General features: G+C 52.8%; 20 protein-coding genes and 1 pseudogene. 9 read left to right on the top strand and 12 right to left on the bottom strand.

Features of this window, described 5'->3' with window-relative positions; translation table 11 throughout:
* Positions 1-4: 4 nt before the first annotated feature.
* The 4 genes from IZU99_02645 to mtaB all read right to left on the bottom strand — a co-directional run bounded on the left by IZU99_02645 (position 5) and on the right by mtaB (position 4,570).
* On the bottom strand, positions 5-862 hold the full coding sequence (locus IZU99_02645; GenBank protein UOO38175.1) for a YegS/Rv2252/BmrU family lipid kinase: 858 nt from the start codon (positions 860-862) through the stop codon (positions 5-7).
* 52 nt (positions 863-914) lie between these two features.
* Complete coding sequence (locus IZU99_02640; GenBank protein UOO38174.1) at positions 915-2,084, bottom strand: 3-phosphoglycerate dehydrogenase; 1,170 nt, start codon at positions 2,082-2,084, stop codon at positions 915-917.
* Between the two features lie 16 nt (positions 2,085-2,100).
* Positions 2,101-3,189: a 3-phosphoserine/phosphohydroxythreonine transaminase gene (gene serC / locus IZU99_02635; GenBank protein UOO38173.1), complete on the bottom strand. Its 1,089-nt coding sequence runs from the start codon at positions 3,187-3,189 to the stop codon at positions 2,101-2,103.
* A 64-nt stretch (positions 3,190-3,253) separates the two neighbouring features.
* On the bottom strand, positions 3,254-4,570 hold the full coding sequence (gene mtaB / locus IZU99_02630) for a tRNA (N(6)-L-threonylcarbamoyladenosine(37)-C(2))-methylthiotransferase MtaB (protein ID UOO38722.1): 1,317 nt from the start codon (positions 4,568-4,570) through the stop codon (positions 3,254-3,256).
* Positions 4,571-4,655: 85 nt separating this feature from the next.
* Between mtaB and IZU99_02625 the strand changes: the two genes are divergently transcribed.
* From IZU99_02625 to IZU99_02610, 4 genes are all read left to right on the top strand, one after another.
* On the top strand, positions 4,656-5,792 hold the full coding sequence (locus tag IZU99_02625; GenBank protein UOO38172.1) for a cysteine desulfurase: 1,137 nt from the start codon (positions 4,656-4,658) through the stop codon (positions 5,790-5,792).
* A 123-nt stretch (positions 5,793-5,915) separates the two neighbouring features.
* Positions 5,916-7,517: a trypsin-like peptidase domain-containing protein gene (locus IZU99_02620; GenBank protein ID UOO38171.1), complete on the top strand. Its 1,602-nt coding sequence runs from the start codon at positions 5,916-5,918 to the stop codon at positions 7,515-7,517.
* 16 nt (positions 7,518-7,533) lie between these two features.
* Positions 7,534-7,872, top strand: a complete 339-nt coding sequence (locus IZU99_02615) for a DUF3795 domain-containing protein (GenBank protein ID UOO38170.1) — start codon at positions 7,534-7,536, stop codon at positions 7,870-7,872.
* The gene (locus tag IZU99_02610) at positions 7,869-8,513 is read left to right on the top strand and encodes a hypothetical protein (GenBank protein ID UOO38169.1); all 645 of its coding nucleotides are present in this window, start codon (positions 7,869-7,871) and stop codon (positions 8,511-8,513) included. Before IZU99_02615 ends, IZU99_02610 begins: the two co-directional genes overlap by 4 nt.
* An 81-nt stretch (positions 8,514-8,594) precedes the next feature.
* On the opposite strand, the gene IZU99_02605 is transcribed toward IZU99_02610, so the two are convergent.
* From IZU99_02605 to IZU99_02595, 3 genes are read right to left on the bottom strand one after another with little or no spacing between them, the layout of a single operon-like run.
* Positions 8,595-10,061: a HAMP domain-containing protein gene (locus IZU99_02605; GenBank protein ID UOO38168.1), complete on the bottom strand. Its 1,467-nt coding sequence runs from the start codon at positions 10,059-10,061 to the stop codon at positions 8,595-8,597.
* On the bottom strand, positions 10,054-10,731 hold the full coding sequence (locus IZU99_02600; protein ID UOO38167.1) for a response regulator transcription factor: 678 nt from the start codon (positions 10,729-10,731) through the stop codon (positions 10,054-10,056). The genes IZU99_02605 and IZU99_02600 overlap by 8 nt, the downstream gene beginning before the upstream one ends.
* Before the next feature lie 23 nt (positions 10,732-10,754).
* Positions 10,755-11,294 carry a ubiquitin gene (locus IZU99_02595; GenBank protein ID UOO38166.1) on the bottom strand — a complete coding sequence of 180 codons (540 nt, stop codon included), beginning with the start codon at positions 11,292-11,294 and terminating at the stop codon, positions 10,755-10,757.
* 272 nt (positions 11,295-11,566) lie between these two features.
* Between IZU99_02595 and IZU99_02590 the strand changes: the two genes are divergently transcribed.
* The 3 genes from IZU99_02590 to IZU99_02580 all read left to right on the top strand — a co-directional run bounded on the left by IZU99_02590 (position 11,567) and on the right by IZU99_02580 (position 15,160).
* Positions 11,567-12,235, top strand: coding sequence for a CDGSH iron-sulfur domain-containing protein (locus IZU99_02590; GenBank protein ID UOO38165.1), 669 nt, complete (start codon positions 11,567-11,569; stop codon positions 12,233-12,235).
* A gap of 421 nt (positions 12,236-12,656) precedes the next feature.
* Positions 12,657-13,712: an IS30 family transposase gene (locus IZU99_02585; protein UOO38164.1), complete on the top strand. Its 1,056-nt coding sequence runs from the start codon at positions 12,657-12,659 to the stop codon at positions 13,710-13,712.
* Positions 13,713-13,855: 143 nt separating this feature from the next.
* Complete coding sequence (locus tag IZU99_02580; GenBank protein UOO38163.1) at positions 13,856-15,160, top strand: diguanylate cyclase; 1,305 nt, start codon at positions 13,856-13,858, stop codon at positions 15,158-15,160.
* A 320-nt stretch (positions 15,161-15,480) separates the two neighbouring features.
* Here IZU99_02580 and IZU99_02575 read toward each other — a convergent pair whose 3' ends face one another.
* A complete protein-coding gene (locus IZU99_02575; GenBank protein UOO38162.1) occupies positions 15,481-16,074 on the bottom strand; it encodes a hypothetical protein in 594 nt (197 codons plus the stop codon).
* A 23-nt stretch (positions 16,075-16,097) separates the two neighbouring features.
* The gene (locus IZU99_02570) at positions 16,098-16,985 is read right to left on the bottom strand and encodes a DegV family protein (GenBank protein ID UOO38161.1); all 888 of its coding nucleotides are present in this window, start codon (positions 16,983-16,985) and stop codon (positions 16,098-16,100) included.
* Between the two features lie 205 nt (positions 16,986-17,190).
* Between IZU99_02570 and IZU99_02565 the strand changes: the two genes are divergently transcribed.
* Positions 17,191-17,844 (top strand): helix-turn-helix transcriptional regulator, encoded by a 654-nt coding sequence (locus IZU99_02565; protein UOO38160.1) that lies wholly within the window; start codon positions 17,191-17,193, stop codon positions 17,842-17,844.
* Positions 17,841-18,632: an NAD(P)H-dependent oxidoreductase gene (locus IZU99_02560; GenBank protein ID UOO38159.1), complete on the top strand. Its 792-nt coding sequence runs from the start codon at positions 17,841-17,843 to the stop codon at positions 18,630-18,632. Before IZU99_02565 ends, IZU99_02560 begins: the two co-directional genes overlap by 4 nt.
* A 36-nt stretch (positions 18,633-18,668) precedes the next feature.
* On the opposite strand, the gene IZU99_02555 is transcribed toward IZU99_02560, so the two are convergent.
* From IZU99_02555 to IZU99_02545, 3 genes and pseudogenes are all read right to left on the bottom strand, one after another.
* A complete protein-coding gene (locus IZU99_02555; protein ID UOO38158.1) occupies positions 18,669-19,544 on the bottom strand; it encodes an SPFH/Band 7/PHB domain protein in 876 nt (291 codons plus the stop codon).
* A gap of 102 nt (positions 19,545-19,646) precedes the next feature.
* Complete coding sequence (locus IZU99_02550) at positions 19,647-20,348, bottom strand: SPFH/Band 7/PHB domain protein (GenBank protein ID UOO38157.1); 702 nt, start codon at positions 20,346-20,348, stop codon at positions 19,647-19,649.
* A 423-nt stretch (positions 20,349-20,771) separates the two neighbouring features.
* A pseudogene (locus IZU99_02545) lies at positions 20,772-20,909 on the bottom strand (LysM peptidoglycan-binding domain-containing protein).
* Positions 20,910-21,051 lie beyond the last annotated feature (142 nt).

The following is a 21,051-nucleotide window of genomic DNA, read 5'->3' as shown; positions in this document are numbered from 1 at the left end:
CTCGTCAGATGATGATCTTCAGGGCATGACGGCAGTTTGTGATTTCGAGTTCCCGATATATGCCGCCATTTTCCCCGTCCCGCGTCCACTCAACATCCTCGTCAAAGCGAAAACGGATACGCTTTGTGTGCAGCAGGAGGACGTTGTCGCTGTCATACGTGTGGTTAATGATGCTGTTGAGTATGATGCCAAGATCAGCCGCCTTGACGGGTTGGCGCACGAGGATCACTTCAAAAAGCCCGTCGCCAAGATCCACGTCTTTTTCGTCGAGGCGGACAAAACCGGCAATCGACGTTGAATTTGTCACACCGCCGAAGATAAAATTGCCCTCCAGCGTTCCGTCGTCATAGTCGATAACCGTATGCCGGGGCCGAATGCTGGAGACGCTTGCCAGACCGCCTATAACATACGCCAAATGCCCCAGCGCCCGTTTGGCGCTCTGCTTCGTGGTGTACGATACGCCCGTAAAAGCGCCGAACGCCGCAATATAGGTGAAATGCTTGTTATCGTAACAGCCGATGTCTAGCGGTGTCGGCCATCCATTTAAAATAGATAGGACGGCAGTCCTCGGGTCTCGCGGCAGCGCAAGCGTTGAGGCCATGTCATTGGCCGTTCCGTTCGGTATATAACCAAAAGGCGGGGGCGACGGTGTCTGCATCAGGCCGGAGGCGACGCCGCTTAAGGTTCCGTCACCCCCGACACAGACGACGCCGTCAAAGCCCCCGCTGTATTCTCTGGCAATGTATTCTGGTGTTTGCGTTTTCGTTGTATAAACGGTAACGGCGTAGCCTTCTCTGCATAAAAGAGAGACGATAGCGCCCAGGGCGCTGCATGACAAACCTCTGCCCGAATAGGGATTCACGATGAGCATCATGTTTTTCAGAGGGCTGTCATCTCCTTTATGTAACAGGATGTCAGCGGATCGATCGGACGCGGATCACGCCGTCAATTGCTTTGATTTTCTCCTCAAGACCGGCCTCCAGAGACTGCACGTCAATAATTGTATAAGCTTGCAGGCGGCCTTTTGTGCTGGCATTAAGCATGTTTTCAATATTGATCCCCATGCCCGAAACAGCGCCTGTGATTTTCGCAATCATATCGGGAACATTGTTATGGATGACACAAAGGCGCGGGTCACCGGTGCGGCTCAGAACGGCCGATGGCATGTTCACGGAATTTGAGATATTGCCATTTTCGAGATAGTCTACAATTTCAATTCCAGCCATATAGGCGCAGTTATCCTCGCTCTCTGGTGTCGATGCGCCGAGATGCGGGATGGCGATAATTTTCGGGCAGTTTGCTGTTTTGGCATTCGGAAAGTCCGTCACATAACAAGCGACCTTGCCCTCACCGATGGCTTCGATCATATCATCGTCGCTCACAAGCTCGGCTCTGGCAAGATTGATGATACGCACGCCTTTTTTCATCAGGCCAAGGCTGCATTTGTTGATGAAATGATGTGTGGACTCCATGTAAGGCACATGAATCGTGATATAATCGCAGTTTTTATAAATCGTCTCAATGTCCTTGGCATTAATGACATTGGAGGAAATACGCCACGCCGCGTCAACGGAGAGATACGGGTCAAAGCCGTATACTGTCATGCCGAGTATTGTCGCGTCATGCGCGATTTTAGCGCCGATGGCACCAAGCCCGATAACGCCGAGTGCTTTACCCATCAATTCCGGTCCGACATAGGTGGCTTTGCCCTTCTCAACAAGCGCCGGGATTTCGTCGCCTTTGTCGGCAATGCCTTTGACCCATTCAATGCCGCCCACGATATCCCGTGACGACAAAAGCATCGCGCAGAGAACAAGCTCTTTAACCGCCTCGGCGTTGGCGCCCGGCGTATTGAAAACGACAACGCCGTTTTCCCCGCACTTTTCGACGGGGATGTTATTCGTCCCGGCACCGGCGCGCGCGATGCACAAAAGCTCCGGATTGAACGCATAGTCGTGCATTTTCGCACTGCGGACAAGGATAGCGTCCGGATTTTCAATCTCGTCCGACACCTGATACTTCGTTTTATCAAGCGTTTCCAGGCCGACGGGTGATATACTGTTGAGCGTTTTGACCTTATACATAATAAAGTACTCCCAATTATTTATTCTTTGCTTCAAAGTCCTTCATGAAGTCAACGAGCTTTGTAACGCCTTCCATCGGCATGGCGTTGTAGATGGATGCACGCATACCGCCCACGCTCCGGTGGCCTTTTAAATTATCAAAACCGGCCTTTGCCGCCGCCTTGGCAAACTGCTCGTCAAGCTCGGCGCTCGTTGAACGGAAGGTGACGTTCATGTCGCTGCGCGCTTCTTTATCGGCACAGCCGCTGAAGAAGGCGCTCTCGTCCAGATAATCGTAAAGAAATTTTGCCTTCTGCGTTTTAATTTTTTCCATGCCTTCAACGCCGCCCTGCGTCTCCAGCCACTTGAGAACGAGACCAAGGACGTAAATCGTGTAACACGGCGGCGTGTTATGCATTGAATCACCGTCAATCAGCGTCTGATAGCTCATCAGTTTCGGCGTAAAGGGCAATTCTTTTCCCGCCAGCGCCTTGTCAATGATGACGACGGCCATACCGGCCGGGGCCATATTCTTCTGCGCACCGGCATAGATAACGCCGAATTTGGAGACGTCAACAGGCTTGGAAAGAATGTTGGACGACATATCGCAGACGAGTGGTACATCACCCGTCTCCGGGATGTATTTCCACTCCGTGCCGTATATCGTATTGTTGGCGCAGTAATGGAAATAGGAGGCGTCCGGCGTCAGCTTCAGCGAAGACTGCGCGGGGATGTATGTGTGATTTCTGTCTTCAGAGCTGGCGGCAATGTTAATTTCCCCGTATTTTTTCGCTTCCTTCATGGCAAGCGTTGAGAAATTGCCGGTCAGCGCGTAATCGGCCTTGCCGGTTTTTCCGATCAGGTTCATAGGAACGGCGGCAAACTGCAGCGTCGCGCCGCCCTGAACGAAGAGGACTTCATGTGTGTCCGGGACGTGGAAGAGGCGCTTGAGATCGGCCTTCGTCTCCTCAAAAATCGCGAGATATGCCTTGCTGCGATGGCTCATCTCCATGACTGACATGCCGCTGCCGCGGTAATTCGTCATTTCAGCGGCGGCCTGCTCCAGAACGGGCAGCGGCAGCATAGACGGACCGGCCGAAAAATTATAGATTCTATCGTTGAACATGGTTTGCACCTGCCTTAATTATGAAGATTTATTTATTATAATATAGCGTCAAACCGATGTCAAATCATGGTGCGGCAATTTTTCCGGTTAAAATCCCGTCGCGCAAGGCCTCCACGCGTACCGGCAGCAGTCTGCTCCGAATACCCGTGTCCGGGACTGAAACCTCCAGATAATTGCCCGCGTGGCCAACGGTACCCATGTCCGTCTCGCGCTCAAACAAAACTTCTAAAACCGAGCCAATAAATTGCCCGGCAAAAGCTTGTTCCATTTCGCGGGCCGCGTCGGTAACGCGGCGAGCCCGCTCCGCCTTGACGGTTTTGTCCACCTGCTGCGGCATGGTGGCAGCCGGCGTCCCCGGCCTTATGGAGTAGGGAAATATATGCATGCCGGTAAACGCGCATTTTTTGATAAATGTCAGCGTCTCTTCAAATTCCGTGTCGCTCTCCCCCGGGAAGCCGACGATGAGGTCGGCCGTAATACCGCATTTCGGAAAAGTGTCGCGCAGCAGGGTAACGGCTTTAAAAAAATCTTCTGTCGTATACCGGCGCTTCATCCGCCGGAGTGTCGCGTCGGACCCGCTCTGAAGTGACAGATGAAAATGGTCGCATATATTGGGCAGCGCCTTGAGTGAAGCGCAGAAAGGCGGCGTGATCGTCCGTGGCTCAAGCGAGCCAAGGCGGATGCGCGCGTCCGGCGTGGCCGAATAAGCAGCCTCGACGGCGTCAAGCAATGTCGCCGTTTCTGTGAGGTCTTTGCCGTACGACGAAATTTCGATCCCAGTCAAAACAATTTCACGGCACCCATCCGCCACGAGCCGTGCCGCTTCATCGGCAATCCGTGATGGGGGCATCGAGCGCACCGGCCCGCGCGCATAGGGAATGATGCAATAGGCGCAGAAATTGTCGCACCCGTCCTCGATTTTCAGCAGTGCTCGTGTCCTGCCGGCAACGCGCCCGGCCGGGAGCTCTTCAAAAATGCGCCGCGCGCGGGCATCATCAACGAGGCTTTGCGTTGTTTTATCCGCCACAACGCGCTCTAAAGCGTCGGCAAATCTGAGCCGATCGCCGCTGCCGCCAACGAGGTCTGCACCGAGAGACGTCGTCTCCGCCGGGCTCAGCTGTGAAAAACAGCCGCAGACGGCAACGACAGCGCCGGGCTCCAGCTTTTTAAGCCGCCGAACGGCTTGGCGTGATTTTCTGCCGCTCTCCGCCGTCACCGCGCAGGTGTTTATAATGACGGCCTGGCACCCTTCCCCGGGGCGCACCGCCGTATGGCCTCTGGCCGTTAATATCGTTTCCAGTGCCTGCGTTTCAAATTGATTGACTTTACAGCCCAGTGTTTCAAAACAAAATCGGATCTCGGCCGCCTCCCGCCCTTGCATGGTTTTTTCGTACCGTATATAATACAGTATCATGCAGGCGCATGCAAGTGATACGGCGGCTGACCAAAATAAGGAGCGGCAGAGCATGACGGTATATTTTGACAACGCATCCACAACGCGCATTCATGACGGCGTTATTGACGTGATGAACGAGACGGCGCGCGGCGATTGGGGCAACCCGTCGTCCTCGCATGCGCTGGGCCGCCATGCTAAAAAAACGCTCGAAACGGCGCGTAAAGCGCTCGCGGAGACGCTTGATATCAAAGCAGATGAAATCTTTTTCACGTCCGGCGGTACGGAGGCCGATAACTGGGCTCTTTTCGGTGCCGCCGAGCTGCTTCGCCACGGCGGCCGCCATCTGATCGTGTCTAAAACAGAGCATGCCGCCGTCTTAAAACCGGCAGCCCGCCTTCAAAGCCTTGGCTGGTCGGTCACGGCCCTCGCCCCTGATAAAACGGGGCGTATTACGGCGGAAGCTTTTTCCGAAGCGCTTTGCGAGGACACGGCTTTTGCCTCCGTCATGCTCGTCAACAATGAGACGGGCGCCGTAAATCCCATCGCGGAGATGACAGGCGAAATTAAACGCCGCGGCCTGAAGACCCTTTTTCATTCAGACGCTGTTCAAGCCTTCGGAAAAATCCCTTTTTCAGTCAAAACGCTGGGTGTTGACCTGCTCTCTGTCAGCGCGCATAAAATTCACGGCCCCAGAGGCATCGGCGCGCTCTATGTGAAAAAGGGGCTTCGTCTGCCGCCCCTTTTCTACGGCGGCGGGCAGGAAGGCGACAGGCGCTCCGGTACGGAGCCCCTGCCGCTCATTGTCGGCTTGAGTACGGCAGCGCGCCTTGCCGCAAACGATATGAACGCTGCGGCCGCTGCCGCACGGGCGCTTTACGACCGTGTCGTCTCAAAGCTTCATGCGGCGCTGCCGGAGGCTGTGATTCTCTCGCCGGGAGACTGCCCTTATATCCTCAGCCTGTCGCTGCCCGGATATAAAAGCGAAGTGCTCCTGAATGTCTTGGATGGTGCGGGCATCTGCGTTTCAAAAGGGTCCGCCTGTAAAAAAGGCGCGCGCAGCCACGTTCTTGAGGCCATGCGCCTGCCAAATGACGTTATTGATGGGGCCCTCCGCATAAGCTTTTCGCGCTTTTCGACAGCCGACGAGGCGGACTATTTCGTCACGGCGCTGTGTGCGGCGGCAGCGCGCCTTGTCAAAGTGAAATAAGTGGAATTTTTTAGTAATTTGCGCGAGAATCTTATTGCTTTAACGTCAAAAACGTCTTATAATGCTCATAGTTTGACAATACCAGCCGGGTACATCGGCCCGTTTACATATCGGAGGATTTTGATGAAAAAGCGCGTTATTTCGCTGTTTATTGTTGTTGTGCTTGCCCTTTCTGTTTCAATCACCGCGCAAGCCGCCCCGCCCGGCCTTCAAAACTTCAAAATCCAGAAAACGTATATATGCGGCCAGTTTACGGATGTGTCGGATGCCGCGTGGTACGCGATGGCTGTTCAGGCCGACTATGAATACGGGCTCTTCTCTGGGCGCAGCGCGTCTGTTTTCGCCCCGAACGACGCTATAACGCTTGCCGAAGCCGTCAAGCTTGCCGCCGTTCTCAACAGTACATATGAAACCGGCAGCGCGAGCTTCAAAAAAACGACGCCCTGGTACAAAGCGTATGCCGAAGCGGCCGTTAGAAAGCGGATATTGGACGCATCCGCCACAGGGTATACAGCCCCTGTAACACGGGCGGATTTCGCCGTCCTGATTGCCAAGGCCTTGCCGGACGCCGCTTTCCCGGTCATCAGCCGGATATCCGATAACGCCATACCGGACGTTGCCGTCAACGACCCCAACGGCCCCGCCGTTTACAAGCTGTATCGAGCCGGGATTCTGTCGGGGTGCGACAGCTTTGGCACGTTTCATCCGGAGCAGCTGTTAAGCCGTGCGGAAGCCGCGGCCATCGTCGCGCGGGCCGCCAACAGCGCCTTCCGGAAAAGCATAACGCTCCCCGCGCCTCTCAGCGGCGACGATCTTTATCAAAAGTGTTCCCCAGCCGTTTTTTATCTTGAACGCTATGATGACGCGGGCGACCTGCTCGGCATCGGCAGCGGCTTTTTCATCTCCCGGTCTGGTCTGGCCCTCACAAATTACCACGTCATTGAAGGGGCTGCCTCCGCCAAAATCACGACATCCGACGGCAAAACGTATGATGTCAAGGGCCTGTGCGGATATGACGAGGTCGCAGACCTCGCCCTTCTTCAGATTGACGGCTCTGGTTTTCCCTATCTCGCCCCGGCTGCCTCGGATGACCTTCCCGTCGGCACCGTCGTCTATACAATCGGCAGTCCGTACGGGCTTATGAACACCATTTCAAAAGGGATTGTCTCCAACGCCAATCAGGAAATTGACGGTGCCAGCTATATCCAGTTCTCAGCGCCCATTTCCATCGGCTCCGGCGGCGGGCCCGTGCTCAACACTTCCGGTCAGGTCGTCGGCGTCGCCTGCCTGACGGTTTTAAACGGCCAGACGCTTAATTTTGCCGTTCCGATCCATCAGCTTGACGCTATCCAGCGGACGGACTGCGTGCCGTTTGATAACGGCGCTGGTGACTCTGCCGATGAGACAGCATATTACGCCGGCCTGTATCCCGTCCCGGATTTCGGCGTTTATGCCGACGCGCCTTTGTATGAAATATCTTCGGATGAGGATACAGGCGTTGTGACGTTTAACTACCGCCAGTCGGACATCCTCATGGATAACGACACGGCCGCGGGATATATTGACCTGCTCAAGCAGAACGGTTTTGTCTGGCAGCGCACGTATACGAATGACAGCGGCGACGCGGTGGACGTTTATTATAATGCTGATTTTGACATTTCCGTTCAATTTGGGTTAACGCTTCTTGACGGTGTTGTCTGCCGCTTTGTGGCAGTTTTCTATTGATCACGGAGGTCGCGCCATGATGTCATACTGCGGAATTGTCTGCTCTGACTGCCCGGCTTACAAAGCAACAATGGCTGACGATGACGATTTACGCCGCCAAACAGCAGCGGAATGGAGCGCCAAATTCCACGCGGACGTTTTGCCCGACAGCATCCGGTGCCGTGGCTGCCGTTCGGACGAGCTGTTCGACTTCAGCAAGGTCTGTGCCGTTCGCCAATGCTGCATGGAAAAGAAGCTGGAGCACTGCGGTGTTTGCCCGCTGTTTCCATGTTCACTCGAGGAAAAAATACTCAAACATGTGCCCGGCGTTCAAGAAAGGCTTGAATCGCTGCGACGAGAAAGAGGTCTCCAATGAAAAAAGTGATCCGATCATTATCGCTGATGTTTTTGCTGGCGGCCCTTGTCGCAGCTGTTTCGGCCTGCGGGGTGTCCGGCTCATCAAACAACGCCGCCTCGCCGTCCTCTCCGCCAATTTCGTCTCCTTCCCCGTCAACAGCCGTCACGCCGTCGGCGGATGATACATCACCCGTTTCCTCAGATGGCGTAACACCGGATAATCATGATATCGGCAGCAAACTGCTGGCGGAGGACGGTCTCGGCGGCGTCAAGCTCGGCATGACAGCGTCTGCCGTATCATCTCTGCTCGGCCAACCCGCGTCACAGTCGCCGCAGCAGGAATGGGCGGCCGACGGGCTCTTACATCAAGATTGGAATTACAAGTCCGGCCTTAAAATCAATTTTGCGCAAAACCCCCAACCCTCGGGCGAACCTGTCGTTTACAGCATCACAGCCGTAGCACCATGTCCGCTTGCGACGGCGCGCGGCATCAAGCTCGGCGACACAAAGGATGCCGTCCTCAACGCATACACAGCCGAATATAATGCCGAGGAGAGCAGTGATGAGGCCCTCGTTCTCGGCACTGTCTACGGCGGTATTGTCCTGCAGCTCCAAAAAGGGGTCGTCACGTCAATCTTTATCGGTGCTTCCGCAGAATAGCTATTAGCGGCTTATATACAGCAAAAGTGCAGCGTCAAAAAGGCGCTGCACTTTTTTGCGTTCAATGATTTTCCGACCGCGTCAGACGCGCTCGGGTAGAGCGGCCGCCGATAACGGCAGCGCCAGCGTCATCCTTGTCCCAATGCCCTCACGGCTCAAAACCGTCAAGTGCCCGTCATGGCGCGCGGCGATCCATTTGGCAATGGCAAGGCCGAGTCCGGCGCCCCCCGTGGCTCTGGCACGCGAGGCATCCGCCCGGTAAAAACGGTCAAAGATGTGCGGGATATTATCGGCGCTGATACCGATGCCCTCGTCTGAAACGGTCATCGCCGCAAAACCGGCGTCCTGCGCGGCTGACAGCGTGATTTTCCCGCCAGCGTCCGTATACTTAACGGCGTTGTCCACTAAAATGCGCAGAGCCTGCTTCACAAGCGCCCTGTCGGCGCTGACGACTGTGTGCGCCGACAGGACTTCATACGTGTGCGCCGGATCGATCATTCTCATCTCGCCGGAGACTTCTTCAACCAATGCGCCCAAATCAAACGTCTCCGTCTGCAAAAGGATCGTATTGTTATCGCCGCGCGCCAAAAACAACAGCTGCTCGACAAGGTCTTTCATATTGGCGGCCTCTTCCTTGATCGCGCTGATGGACTCCTGCAGTGTTTTTTCGTCGTTTTTCCCCCAGCGATCCAGCAGATTGGCATACCCCTGTATCACAGAAATCGGCGTGCGCAGCTCGTGTGAGGCGTCCGAGACAAAGCGCACCTGAGCCGAATAGGCCTCATTAATCCGGTCGAGCATGCTGTTAATCGCCCGCGCCAAGCTTTTAAGTTCCTCCTGCGTCTCGTCGACCTGTATGCGGGTATCGAGCCGGGCGGCGTTGATGCCTTCCAGCTTCCCGGCCAGAGCCGCCATCTTTTCAGGGTCAAGCTTTTTCGATACGGCGTTCAAATCCTGCGCAGCCCGCGTCAGGGCTGTAATAGGCTCCAGCGTCCGCCGGATAAAACGCCTGTCTCCGGCTGTGCGCGTGAGAAGGCTCAGTAACTGAAACACGCTGAGCGCAACGAGTGCCAGCTCAAACAACCGGCAAAAGGATCCGAGCATGACGGAGATTTGATACGGTGTGCCGCCCGTGTTAACATAAATCGTGTAGCGAAGACCGCTAAGGCGGTCGGTAACGCTCTCCCCCGCGCCGAGCTCAACACGCCTCGTGCCATCTTGTGTCGCAGCCGGGACGAAGTGTTTCAGCGGCTTGGGGAGGAAAAACCCCTGCACCTGTTGCGTCACCGGTGCGATTATAATGTCACTTAGGCGGCTGAGCGTCGCGAGGTCCGCTTCGGAAGGGATTGATGCCGAAAGCAGCGCGGCGCCCTCCCCCGCCCGCTCTTCACTGTAGACAACAAGGGACGCGGCAGCAATCAGGCAAACAAAAAGGTCGACGGCAAGAAAAATACCGACGAGCCGCCAGAAAAGCCGGGCCTTCAGCTTTTTGGCAATTGACGTGCCAACGCGCGCCGCAGGTTCGGATGCTTTTTTCGTTTCATTCATCTTTAATCACATATCCCACGCCGCGAACGGTGTGAATGAGCTTCAGGTCGTGGACCTCGTCGATTTTGCCGCGGAGAAAACGGATATAGACGTCCACGGTATTTGTCCCGCCGTCAAATTCGAAATCCCAAACGTTTTCTAAAAGTGCCTCTCGTGTGACGACAAGGCCTTTATTTTTTAAGAGATACTGCAAAAGGTCAAATTCCCGCTTCGTCAGCTCAACGGATTTGCCGCCGACGGAGACGGTACGGCGCCGCACATCGAGCAGGACGGTGCTGGCCGATAGGATCTCGTTATCGGGCACTGCTGCCTTTTTGCGCAGGGCTGCGCGAATACGGGCCAAAAGCTCTTCAATGGCAAAGGGCTTAGTAATATAGTCGTCGGCACCGAGATCAAGGCCTGCCACCTTGTCGGTCACACTGTCGCGTGCCGTTAACATAATAACAGGGATTGGCGCGCTGCGGCGAACACGCCGCAGCACCTCCATCCCATTGAGTTCCGGGAGCATGATATCGAGGAGGATGAGGTCAAAGCCACCGCTCACAGCCAACTCGCAGCCCGTTCTGCCATCATAGGCTTTCGTCACTGTATAGCCTTCGTAGGAGAGCTCAAGCTCAACAAAGCGGGCCAGCTTTTCCTCATCTTCAATCAGCAGTATCCGCGCGCCCATTCGAATCCTCCGCTCCTGAATTTTTATTTTTCATCCTGAAAATTCTTTTTAATATCTTCTGCCGTTGTCGAGGCCCCATCCATCACCTTGTTGACAGCGTCCGTCCCCAACTCCCTGCCGCGGATATGATAGCGGAAGCCGAAAAATAGCCCGATGATTAAGAGCGGGACGACGACCCAGAAGAAGAAAATCAGCAGCAAGATAAGCGCCGTTACCGGGCAGGAGATCAGTGTCTCGCCGTTTTTCTCGGCTTCTAGATAGTTGCTGTTGCCGATACGGAAAACGTTGGCGCAGAATCGCCCGATTTTTTTCATGGCTTCGGCAAAGCTGCCCGTCCCGCGCGCCTGCCGTTCGGTTCCGGTGCTGGGCGCGCTTTTCTCCTCTTCGGCGCTGCTGCTGGTGTAATAGCCGCCGCCGGGCGGGGCGTTGACCTTCCCTTGTTTTTCAAGATAAATGAGCGCGTCGAGCAGGTCGCCGTTCGACGCATCGAGCGCCGCCTTTGCGTCCTCATAAGTGACGTTTGCCTTCTCGCGCAGTTTTTCCACCTGTTCAAATGTTGCCATGCTCATTGGCCTCCTTCATTGTTTCTGACCATATCATACCGGAGAAGGCTTAAAAAACACTGTGGGAACGATTAAAAAATGATTAAAGTCATTCTCTATCTTTTTCATCTTACCGTTTGCCGGAAGCCCTGTCAACAAAACGTGCCCTGTTTCAGACAGCGGGTCATGTCGTGGCTCAAAAAGCCATCTTTCGCTTGCCACATGACAAACTGGTTGCATCCGGCTTGCTTGTGCTATAAAATATAAAAAACGCGCAAAAGAGAAGGAAATCAATGAGTAAGAAAATTATCATTAAGCGAAAAGGTCCCTATATCGTGACGGGTGCGCTCCCGCTCACCGAAAAAATCATCACGCCGTCCGGCCGTGGGTACGTGTATCGGGAAGGCCGCCCCCTGAAACAGGCTGGCACTTACGCGCTTTGCCGGTGCGGCCGCTCCAAGAACGCCCCTTTTTGTGACGGCACGCATGAGCACGTCGGCTTTGTCGGGGTGGAAACGGCGTCGAAAAGGCCATATCTGGAGCGTGCGGCGGTCCTTGAAGGTCCGGCGCTTGACCTCTTGGATGATGACCGCTGTGCCTTCGCCCGCTTTTGTCATCGTGACAGAGGCGACGCCTGGCAGCTGACAATGTCCTCCGACGACCCGCTCAACCAGCGGGAGGCTATCCGCGCAGCCGCTGACTGCCCGGCAGGCCGCCTCACGGCGGTAACGAAATCCGGCTATTTGCTGGAACCGGAAGTTCCCCCCGCTGCTGCGGTTTTGCAGGATCCTGAAAAAAATGTCAGCGCGGGGATATTTGTTCAAGGATATGTTCCCATTGAGAGTGCGGACGGCACAGTCTACGAGCCGAGAAGCCGTGTCGTCCTCTGCCGATGCGGCCGCTCGGAAAACAAGCCGTTTTGTGACGCGTCACACGTTACAGCCGCGTATAAGGATTATTGAAAATAACGGAAAAACGGGTTTGCAACAATTCGGCAAACCCGTTTTTCCGTGCTTTGATTTCTTTTTAGAAGTGGCATCCGGTGAAGCCACAGCACTTATTTAAGTAATTGCAGATAAGGCTCCACATCTGTGAATAACACATTTCTGTTTCCTCCTTAACCGGTATTGTCTTGCAAGACCATCGTTATTGTAACCGATTTGTAACTATTTTTCAAACTGTAAATTATGGTTATAAGCTGGATATAACGCCTTCTTTTTCACAGAAATTTACTTAAACTTTTGTCTCGGGTTATCGATAAAATATATTAAGGTTGATTGTAAAATGAAATTGAACACTTGAACAGAAAAATCCATAGTGATTATTCTTCGTGGTAAAATGTAGTTCCTACACAACATCTGCCACCGAAAGGATACAATCACTATGGATAACAATGATTCTATCACAGTCAGCGCAGAACGCAAGAAAGGGCAACACTTGAGCTTGGAAGATCGTGGTGCTGTCAAAGCCCTCTTGAAGCAGGGACTTGGCGTACGCGGCATCGCCCGAAACATTGGCTGTTCACCGTCCACCATCTCATACGAGTTAAGGCGAGGTACACCGACACGGAAGAGCAACAGGGGCCAAGCACCTGGCTATTCTCCGAAACTCGGCGAGGCCATCTACAAGGCTAATCGAAGGGCTTGTGTCAAGCCCCTCAAAGCAGGCTCCTGCAAGACTTTCATTGACTGGGTAGTCAAGCAGATCCGGGAACACAAGTGGTCGCTGGATTCCTGCTGCGGATATGCGAAGCGACAGCGTTTGTACAGTGAAGATCAGATGGTTTGTACCCGCACTCTGTACAACATGGTCTGGGCAGGCTTGCTTCCCATCACGCCGACCGAACTGCCGGAAGCCTTAAAACGCAGCACCCGAAAGGCCAGGGGCAGGGAAAACAAAAAGCACTACGGCACAAGCATTTCCGCCCGTCCTGAGATCGCTTCCCTTCGTATAGAAGGCGGCCACTGGGAGGGCGACACCGTGGTTGGAAAACGAGCTGGGAAAGAGGCAGTTGTACTCTCTCTGCTGGAGAAGAAGACCGAGCACTACATCGCCATTCGTATTCCCGGAAAGACCAGTGATGCGGTGATGTCTGCCATGAAAAGCCTACGCGCTGAGTACGGGGAACGTTTTTCACAGATTTTTAAGACGATTACCGTAGACAACGGCAGCGAGTTCGCCGACTTTGCAGAAGTCGAGGCTTGGGGTTCCCAGATCTACTTTGCCCACCCATACAGCTCTTGGGAACGTCCTCAGAACGAAAGGCATAATGGACTGTTCCGGACCTTCGTTCCAAAGGGAACATCTATTGAGCAGTATACAGACGAGGACATCCTGTCCGCTGCTGATGAGTTAAATGGGCGACCCCGGAAGAAGCTCGGATACCACACGCCAGAGGAACTATTTGAAGCCTTTCTTGATTCCGAATACGCAGCCTGACGGCTGCGACAACCTTGGCACAGACAGCGCCTGCGGCACCATCTGTGTCCAAGGTTAATTGATGGGAACGATTTTGCCTCGGGGTGTTCAATTTGCACTTGCAATTTATGTAAAATATATTAAGTATCTGCGAGGTGATCGACATGACGACAAAAGGCGGGCACCTATGTCCCCGACTGAAACACTTGATGACCAGCCGCCCTTTAAGCGCTTTTGTGCAGTCTCTCAAGGCTGCCCTCGTTTATTTCTTTATTGGCAGCTTGTGGATATTACTGTCTGATTGGGTCATGGACCTTATTGCCGTCCATCCAGAAAATCTTGTTCTAATCAGTACGCTCAAAGGGCTTTTCTTTATTTTGACAACGGCGAGCGTTTTTTTCTTTTTGATGTTCAGTACCATGAAGAAGGTTAATAAGACAAGCGCGGATATTACATATCTGGCCTACCATGACGAGCTGACCGGCTTGTATAACAGAAAGTATATTGAAAAAGTCATTTGCCGTCTCGAAAATGACCTTGAATGCCCCATTTCAGTCGTCATCGGTGATTTTAACGGCCTGAAGCTCATTAACGATGCATTCGGGCACACACGCGGTGATGAGCTGCTTAAACTCTCGGCAGCCGCCATCCAAAAGGTCTGCCGTGACGGCGATATTCTAGCCCGCTGGGGCGGTGACGAATTCATTATCCTCCTGCCAAATACGACTTTCTTACAGGCGGAAGCCTTCATCCACCGACTGCGTAATGACTGTTCAATAAACTTCACCAAGGCATCGGGGGTGGATATAACCTTTGGCTGGTACACGCGGCTTATGCCGGATGAAAAAATGATTGATGTCATCAATAAAGCTGAAAACATCATGTACGATTATAAAATCGTCAACAGCACCAGCCTCCGCAGTAAATCCGTCAGTCTTATTATGCGAACGCTGCATGAGAAAAATTCCAGGGAAGAAGCGCATTCCAGACGAGTCGGCGAGCTGTCTCGTCTCTTGGCGGAGGCGGCTGGTCACTCGACCGTTGATTCAAGCCTCATCAATATGATCGGCTTTCTGCACGACATTGGCAAGATTGCCATCAGTGACGAAATTTTGAATAAACCCGGCAAACTGACAGATCCCGAGTTTAATTTAGTGCGCCAGCATCCTGAAATCGGCTACCGGATTTTGATGACGGCCTACGGCGACTCAGACATGACGAAGGCCGTCCTGCACCACCATGAGCGCTGGGACGGATCAGGCTATCCGGAAGGCCTTTGCGGTGATCAAATACCGTACATATCCCGTATCGTCTCAATTGCGGACAGTTTTGACGCCATGACAAGCGAGCGCCCATACCGCCAGTCTTTATCCGCCGCAGAAGCCGTAGCGGAAATTAACAAGTATTCGGGGACGCAGTTTGACCCCGAACTTGCGAGAATTTTTGTGAAGGACGTTATCCGGGTATAAAAAAAACCCAGGGTTTTCACCCTGGCCCTGCGGTTTTCTTTACTTATCGCTTTCTGTATAGTCTTCGCTGTCGAAAATCATATCATCAATATCGTCGTCATGATGTCGGATCATATGAAACCTCCTTTTTAAATAACTTGTCATTATCATACAGGCATTGGGTGCCAAAATCAACCCATATAATGTTAAATATTTGTAAATATCATTATTTTCGGGCTTCGCGCGCTCGTGCGCGAAGCCCGATCCTTTCATTTCATGCCTGTTTCCCAAAAAATCTCGACACACGGCAGGCAGCGGTGTTAAAATGACATATCGGCCGCTTAAATCGGATGATATCCCACAACGATTAAAAAGGACAGCAACAGCGCATACGTTGGGACGGTTGTTCCAATGAGCAGCTCGGATTTGTCGTGCCGGCCCATATTAAGGCTTGCCCAAAACACAGCCGCCAACAGAAGAATTCCAAACAGCTGCCAAGGCCCCAGAAAATAAATCAGTGAAAACACCGGCCCGGCGACGCCGCAGGCATGCCCGCTGGCTTTGATTTTAAAAACCTTGTTGAGCAAAACGAGCGAAACACCAGAAATCAGGTACGTGAGATAGATAATCAGCAGGTAGTTTGATACAGGCAGAAAGATCGCCGTGATAGCACCAAAAATATACCCGGCGCTTGCCATCCACATGGCTAGGCTGCGCTGTCCGTCACGCCCTTTGCCGCGAAAATACGGGATCAGCGGCTGCAGCGGATACGCGAGAATCGGGAAAACAACCAAAAAGAGTATTGCCAGGACTAAATTCAGTGAATTGCCGAAAAACTCTGGTTTAGTCCCAAATAGTATCATCAGAAGCGCCAGCGCCATAATCGGCGGGACGGTAACGGTCCGGATGACCTTCGCCAAGTGCTGTTTGAACAATTTTTACCTCCGTTTTCGTTACGCTAATCGATCCGCTTGTCGCCCCAGAAAAAGAGCGCAACAGTACCGGGGCCTGTGTGGGCGCCGATCACGGTACCGATATTATTGATCATAACTTCCCCGTTTAAATTCGAAAATTCCCTTTCGATCAATCCGGCAACCTGCCGGGCATCGTCTTCGCATGCTGAGTGGGAGATAAAACACTTCCCCGCATAGGCCGTGCCGTTTTGGGCATGGCGGCGCATCTTGGCGACGATTTCATCGATCACATGCTTTTTCCCCCGTATTTTCGCCCTTGGGATGAGTTCTCCCTTGTTGTTCATGTTCATCAGCGGGCAAATGTTTAAAAGCGTCCCGACGGCGGCCGAGGCTGCCGATATCCTGCCGCCCCTCTTGTAATGCTTCAAATCTGATGAGAAGAACCAGTGATGCACATCGAGCTTATTCTCCTCCAGCCAGAGGTATGTTTCTTCAAGCGTTGAGCCCGTATTAATCATGTCCCAGGCCGCGTCGACCAAAAGCCCAAAACCGGAGGAGGCGCCGAGCGAATCGACAAGATAGAGCTGGCGCTCCGGATACCGGCTCATGAGCTCTTCGCGGGCGATTCTGGCGGAATTGAACGTCCCCGATATTGCCGAGGACATTTCAATGTGCAAAACATCGGTCCCCGCCGCCAGAAACGGCTCAAAAAACCGCACGAATTCGTCAACATTGATTTGCGACGTGACGGGCATCGCCCCGGCATCAATCCTACTGTAAAACTCTTGAAACGAGATGGATTTCCCGAGATCATCCGAATACTGCGTGCCGTCCATTTCAACATGATAACAGACGTAAGGGATGTTCTTGCTCTCGAAATAGGCGGCGGGCAAGTCCGCCGTCGAGCTGCATGTTAATATAAAACTCTTCAAATTGATTCCTCCAGCACACTTTTTTCCGGGTACGCGGCACAAGCATGTGAATATGTTTATGTAACAATCGGTTCCGATGGTTTCATTATAACCAAATCAGCCACTAAGTCCAACCTACTCTTTAATATTTTATCTCTACTGTCACAACTTGTTGCGATAGAGTAAAAAAGACGGCTCTACTGTGCGTAGAATGAGAGGTAAACAGATGGTGACACCCACACCGAATGAGATGCACCTGCGTCAGAAAATCGCCGCAAACATGGCGTATTACAGAAAACTGCATAATATGACGCAATCGGAGCTTGCCGCGCAGATCAGCTATTCCGACAAGTCCGTATCAAAATGGGAGCGCGCCGAAGGCGTTCCCGACATTTATGTGTTAACGCTGCTGGCCGATTTGTTCGGCGTGTCTGTTAATGACCTCCTTTGTGAAAAAGCGCCGCTGCCCGCGCCGCCCCCGGTGCACAAGAATAAAAACCGGCTGATGATTTTGTTAATGTCCATTGGCCTTGTCTGGTTCGTCGCAACTGTGACATATATGGTTTTACAGATCTTTGCGCCGTCCCTTTCAAAGGCTTGGTACGGTTTTATCGCCGCCATACCCGCAAGCTGTATCGTTGCAATTGTTTTCACCTCGCTCTGGTGGGGGCTCAAGGTTCGCTTTATCGCCGTCAGCGCGCTTGTGTGGTCGGTTGCCTTCGGTCTCTACATCATTTTCCCACTGTATCAAGTTCGACTCATCTTTGCCGTTGGCGCGGTGCTGCAGGTGCTTTTTATTCTTTGGTTTCTCTTTCAAAAACAACTCAAAAAGATGCAGAAGGAGCTCTTCACACCGGCTGAAAGGAAACCCCGCATATGAAAATTGTTGCCATATTATCAAGCTTTCGAAATGAGGGCAATACAAAACAAATACTGTCGCTGCTGCAAAAACATGTCTGTGCCTCTCAAGACCGGCACGGCATGCCCTGTGACTTTGAGATCATCTCTTTGGCAAGCGCAAACCTTTCTTTTTGCCGTGGCTGCCGCCTCTGTTTTGATAAAGGCGAAACAAGCTGCCCGCTTCATGATGGTTTCTTTTCTGTTTATCAATCCTTGCAGAATGCCGACGCCGTGATATTGGCAAGTCCTGTCTACGTCGAAGATGTTTCCGCTGCCATGAAGAACTTTATTGACCGCATGGCCTTTAATTGTCACAGACCTGCTTTTGCGGGCAAACCGGCGCTGATTGTTGCAACATCGGGGATGGGCTCGTCCAACCATGCCGTTCGGTCGATGATATTTGCGCTGAGTTCCTGGGGTTTTCAGGTTGTGGGCAAACGCAAATTCCGAATGGGGGCGCTCATGGATCCTGCCGCAATGCCGCCGGCGTTTGACGATGCCGCCCGCCGGCTTATCAGTAAACTGATGCGGGCCATCTCAAGGCAAGAAATCCTGAAACCGTCTTTTTATGCGCTTCTCGTCTTCAAGGTGCAGCAGAAATGCTTCCAAAACGATTTGAGATACCGAAATACGTATGACCATGATTATTGGGCGAGAACAGGTTGGCTCAATCCGCGCTGCACGTACTATAAAAAGCATACTGCATGGCCGATAAAAACGGCTTGCGCCCAGCTTCTTGGTGCTGTTATCGCCCGTATTCTGATTTAAAAAGCCCGCTGCTTTAGAAGCAGCGGGCTTTTGGCGTTATTGGGGTTTTTCAGGTTTTTTCTTTTCAATTGGGACAACGCCGGACATCTCGCCGATCATGTTGATGAGCTGTGCATCACCCGGCACAATGATTTTGGCGTTGTTTTTCAGTGCGTTTTCAACAGTCTGCAGCGATCGAAGCAGCTGCGCGTTGCCGACGAAGTATTCCTGCGCGGCCTCGTTGACGAGCTTAATGGCCTGCGCCTCGCCTTCCGCTTCAAGGATTTTTGCTTGTTTAACGCCCTCAGCGCGTTTAATTTCCGCCCGTTTCTGTCCGTCGGCTGCCGTTTCCGTCGCCGTTGCAAAGTCGATGGCGGCGATCTTTTCGTTCTCGGCCTTGACGACCTTGTTCATTGTCTCCTGAACGTCCTTCGGTGGGTCAATCTCCTTAAGCTCCGTTCGCGTGATTTCAATACCCCAGTTTTTTGTTTCGGTTTCAAGCGTATGGTGCAGGTCTGTATTGATAATGCCGCGTTCACTGTTGGCGGATTTGAGAGACATCGTGCCGATGATATTACGGAGCGTCGTCCGTGCGAGGTTGACGATCTGATAGTAATAATTATTGGCATTGTAGATCGAGGCTTTAACACTCTCCTCATCAGGCTTCACTTTGAAATAGACCTGAGCGTCAACGGTCGCGTTTAAGTTATCGTTCGTGATAATGACCTGCGGCTCGGCGTTAACCATCTGCTCCGTCACGTTGACAACGTAAAGCTTTTGAATGACAGGGACGATCCAGTGAAAGCCCGGCATGGCAAATCCCGTATATTTACCCAGTGTTTCAATGAGGCCGCGATGCGTCGGCCGGACAATTTTGATGCCGCCAAAAAATATGATGATGACGGCGATTGCAGCAATAATAAGTATTGGCATCTTTTTTCCCACCCTTTCATTTTTAACGTCGTAATCTCTCTTAAGCTTATATTTTTACTATATACCATCCGGTTGGAAAGTCAATTCCTGTTTCAGGAATCATCATCCCTTTAGAATCCGCTGCGCTTCGGCTTCACCCTCCGCCGCCAGAATTTTAGCCTGCATCATGCCCTCGGCTCTGATGATTTCCGCCGCTTTTTCACCAGTCGCTTTAATTTGAACCGCAAGGGATGCCCCATCGGCAGCCTTCCTTAAAAATTCCGCAGAGGCCGCTTTGTGAATGATCTCGCGCAGTTCCCGCGGGAGATCCAAATCGCTCACATCGGCGTCAAGAATTGAAACGCCCCAGCGGCCGGCTTTTTCTTGGAGCAGACCCGCCAGTTCTTTGCTGAGCCGTTCCTTCCGACTGATGACGCGTTCTAAGGGTCTTGCGCCGATGCAATCCCGTATGGCCTCTTTTGATACATTTAACAGCTGCTCAATATAATCCTCCGCGTGATAAAGCGCGGCGCTAACACTATCCGGCTCGGCTTTGACCTGAAACGTCACCTGCGCGCTGACCCCGACAGTGACGTTATCCTCCGTTGTCACAAGCATCGGCCCAAGAAAAACCGTCTGTTCGGAAACCATCACGAGATACATGGACTGAATCATCGGGATGATCCAATGAAAGCCGGGTTCGGCGTATCGCGCTGTCTTGCCAAGCGTTTCTATATATCCGCGCTGTGTTGGGCGGACAATGCGAATCCCCTTGATAAAAACGGCCGCCGCGGCGGCAAGAAACAAAAACAGCAGAAAATACAAAAATATTCAACTCCTTGGCGGGAACGCAAGAGGCGTTCAATCTCCGGCCGACACGATATCGTTGCCAGCCATTAAAAATATATGTTGCGGATGAGAAAATATGAGACAAGCACAAAAAGACTCCCGCCTGCGGAAATACGCCGCCGCGGGAGATAAAAGATTTATGAATAAGGAGGGTAATCATGTCGATGGAACAGTCACATTCTATCGGCGGTATCCGGGGCCGGGACCAGGTCTTGGTCCGGGGCCGGGGCCGGGTCTTGGTCCGGGACCGGGGCCGGGTCTTGGCCCGGGGCCGGGGCCGGGTCTTGGTCCGGGGCCGGGCCTATGATCATGGCCGGGTCCCCCGGGGAAGAAAGGTGGTCTCGGAAAAATCGGATAAACGTATCTCGGATAGCTGGGATAGGGGCGATAGCCGTAAACCGGTATGAGGATGACCTGACCAGCGTACAAGTTATAAGGGTTTAAACCGGGGTTTGCCGCTAAAATGGCTTCAACAGGGACGCCGAAATTTGCAGCGATACTATACAGAAAATCCCCCGGTTGGACAGTGTAATACATTGAGATCAACTCCGCCCCATTCTATGAAACATCGTGCAACTTCGTGTCCCTGCGGGCGGCAATTGGGCTGTCTGTTCAGCAGCGCCGTTGCTCTTCTGACATTGAACGCGCTTTTTTCATTATTCTTATATTTTATCATTTA

This window comes from Oscillospiraceae bacterium CM, assembly GCA_022870705.1.
Classification (GTDB): Bacteria; Bacillota; Clostridia; order Oscillospirales; family Oscillospiraceae; genus Sporobacter.
Note: the sequence above shows the minus strand (reverse complement) of the source record. Positions and strands in the feature narration are given on the sequence as shown.

What these genes read in the sequence shown, in the direction of transcription:
- IZU99_02580 (UOO38163.1), top strand. Translation starts at nt 13,856, where the DNA reads ATGACGACAAAAGGCGGGCACCTATGTCCCCGACTGAAACACTTGATG.
- mtaB (UOO38722.1), bottom strand. Translation starts at nt 4,570, where the DNA reads ATGCAAGGGCGGGAGGCGGCCGAGATCCGATTTTGTTTTGAAACACTG.
- IZU99_02590 (UOO38165.1), top strand. Translation starts at nt 11,567, where the DNA reads ATGAGTAAGAAAATTATCATTAAGCGAAAAGGTCCCTATATCGTGACG.
- IZU99_02585 (UOO38164.1), top strand. Translation starts at nt 12,657, where the DNA reads ATGGATAACAATGATTCTATCACAGTCAGCGCAGAACGCAAGAAAGGG.
- IZU99_02625 (UOO38172.1), top strand. Translation starts at nt 4,656, where the DNA reads ATGACGGTATATTTTGACAACGCATCCACAACGCGCATTCATGACGGC.
- IZU99_02620 (UOO38171.1), top strand. Translation starts at nt 5,916, where the DNA reads ATGAAAAAGCGCGTTATTTCGCTGTTTATTGTTGTTGTGCTTGCCCTT.
- IZU99_02615 (UOO38170.1), top strand. Translation starts at nt 7,534, where the DNA reads ATGATGTCATACTGCGGAATTGTCTGCTCTGACTGCCCGGCTTACAAA.
- IZU99_02595 (UOO38166.1), bottom strand. Translation starts at nt 11,294, where the DNA reads ATGGCAACATTTGAACAGGTGGAAAAACTGCGCGAGAAGGCAAACGTC.
- IZU99_02610 (UOO38169.1), top strand. Translation starts at nt 7,869, where the DNA reads ATGAAAAAAGTGATCCGATCATTATCGCTGATGTTTTTGCTGGCGGCC.
- IZU99_02605 (UOO38168.1), bottom strand. Translation starts at nt 10,061, where the DNA reads ATGAATGAAACGAAAAAAGCATCCGAACCTGCGGCGCGCGTTGGCACG.
- serC (UOO38173.1), bottom strand. Translation starts at nt 3,189, where the DNA reads ATGTTCAACGATAGAATCTATAATTTTTCGGCCGGTCCGTCTATGCTG.
- IZU99_02565 (UOO38160.1), top strand. Translation starts at nt 17,191, where the DNA reads ATGGTGACACCCACACCGAATGAGATGCACCTGCGTCAGAAAATCGCC.
- IZU99_02560 (UOO38159.1), top strand. Translation starts at nt 17,841, where the DNA reads ATGAAAATTGTTGCCATATTATCAAGCTTTCGAAATGAGGGCAATACA.
- IZU99_02555 (UOO38158.1), bottom strand. Translation starts at nt 19,544, where the DNA reads ATGCCAATACTTATTATTGCTGCAATCGCCGTCATCATCATATTTTTT.
- IZU99_02640 (UOO38174.1), bottom strand. Translation starts at nt 2,084, where the DNA reads ATGTATAAGGTCAAAACGCTCAACAGTATATCACCCGTCGGCCTGGAA.
- IZU99_02600 (UOO38167.1), bottom strand. Translation starts at nt 10,731, where the DNA reads ATGGGCGCGCGGATACTGCTGATTGAAGATGAGGAAAAGCTGGCCCGC.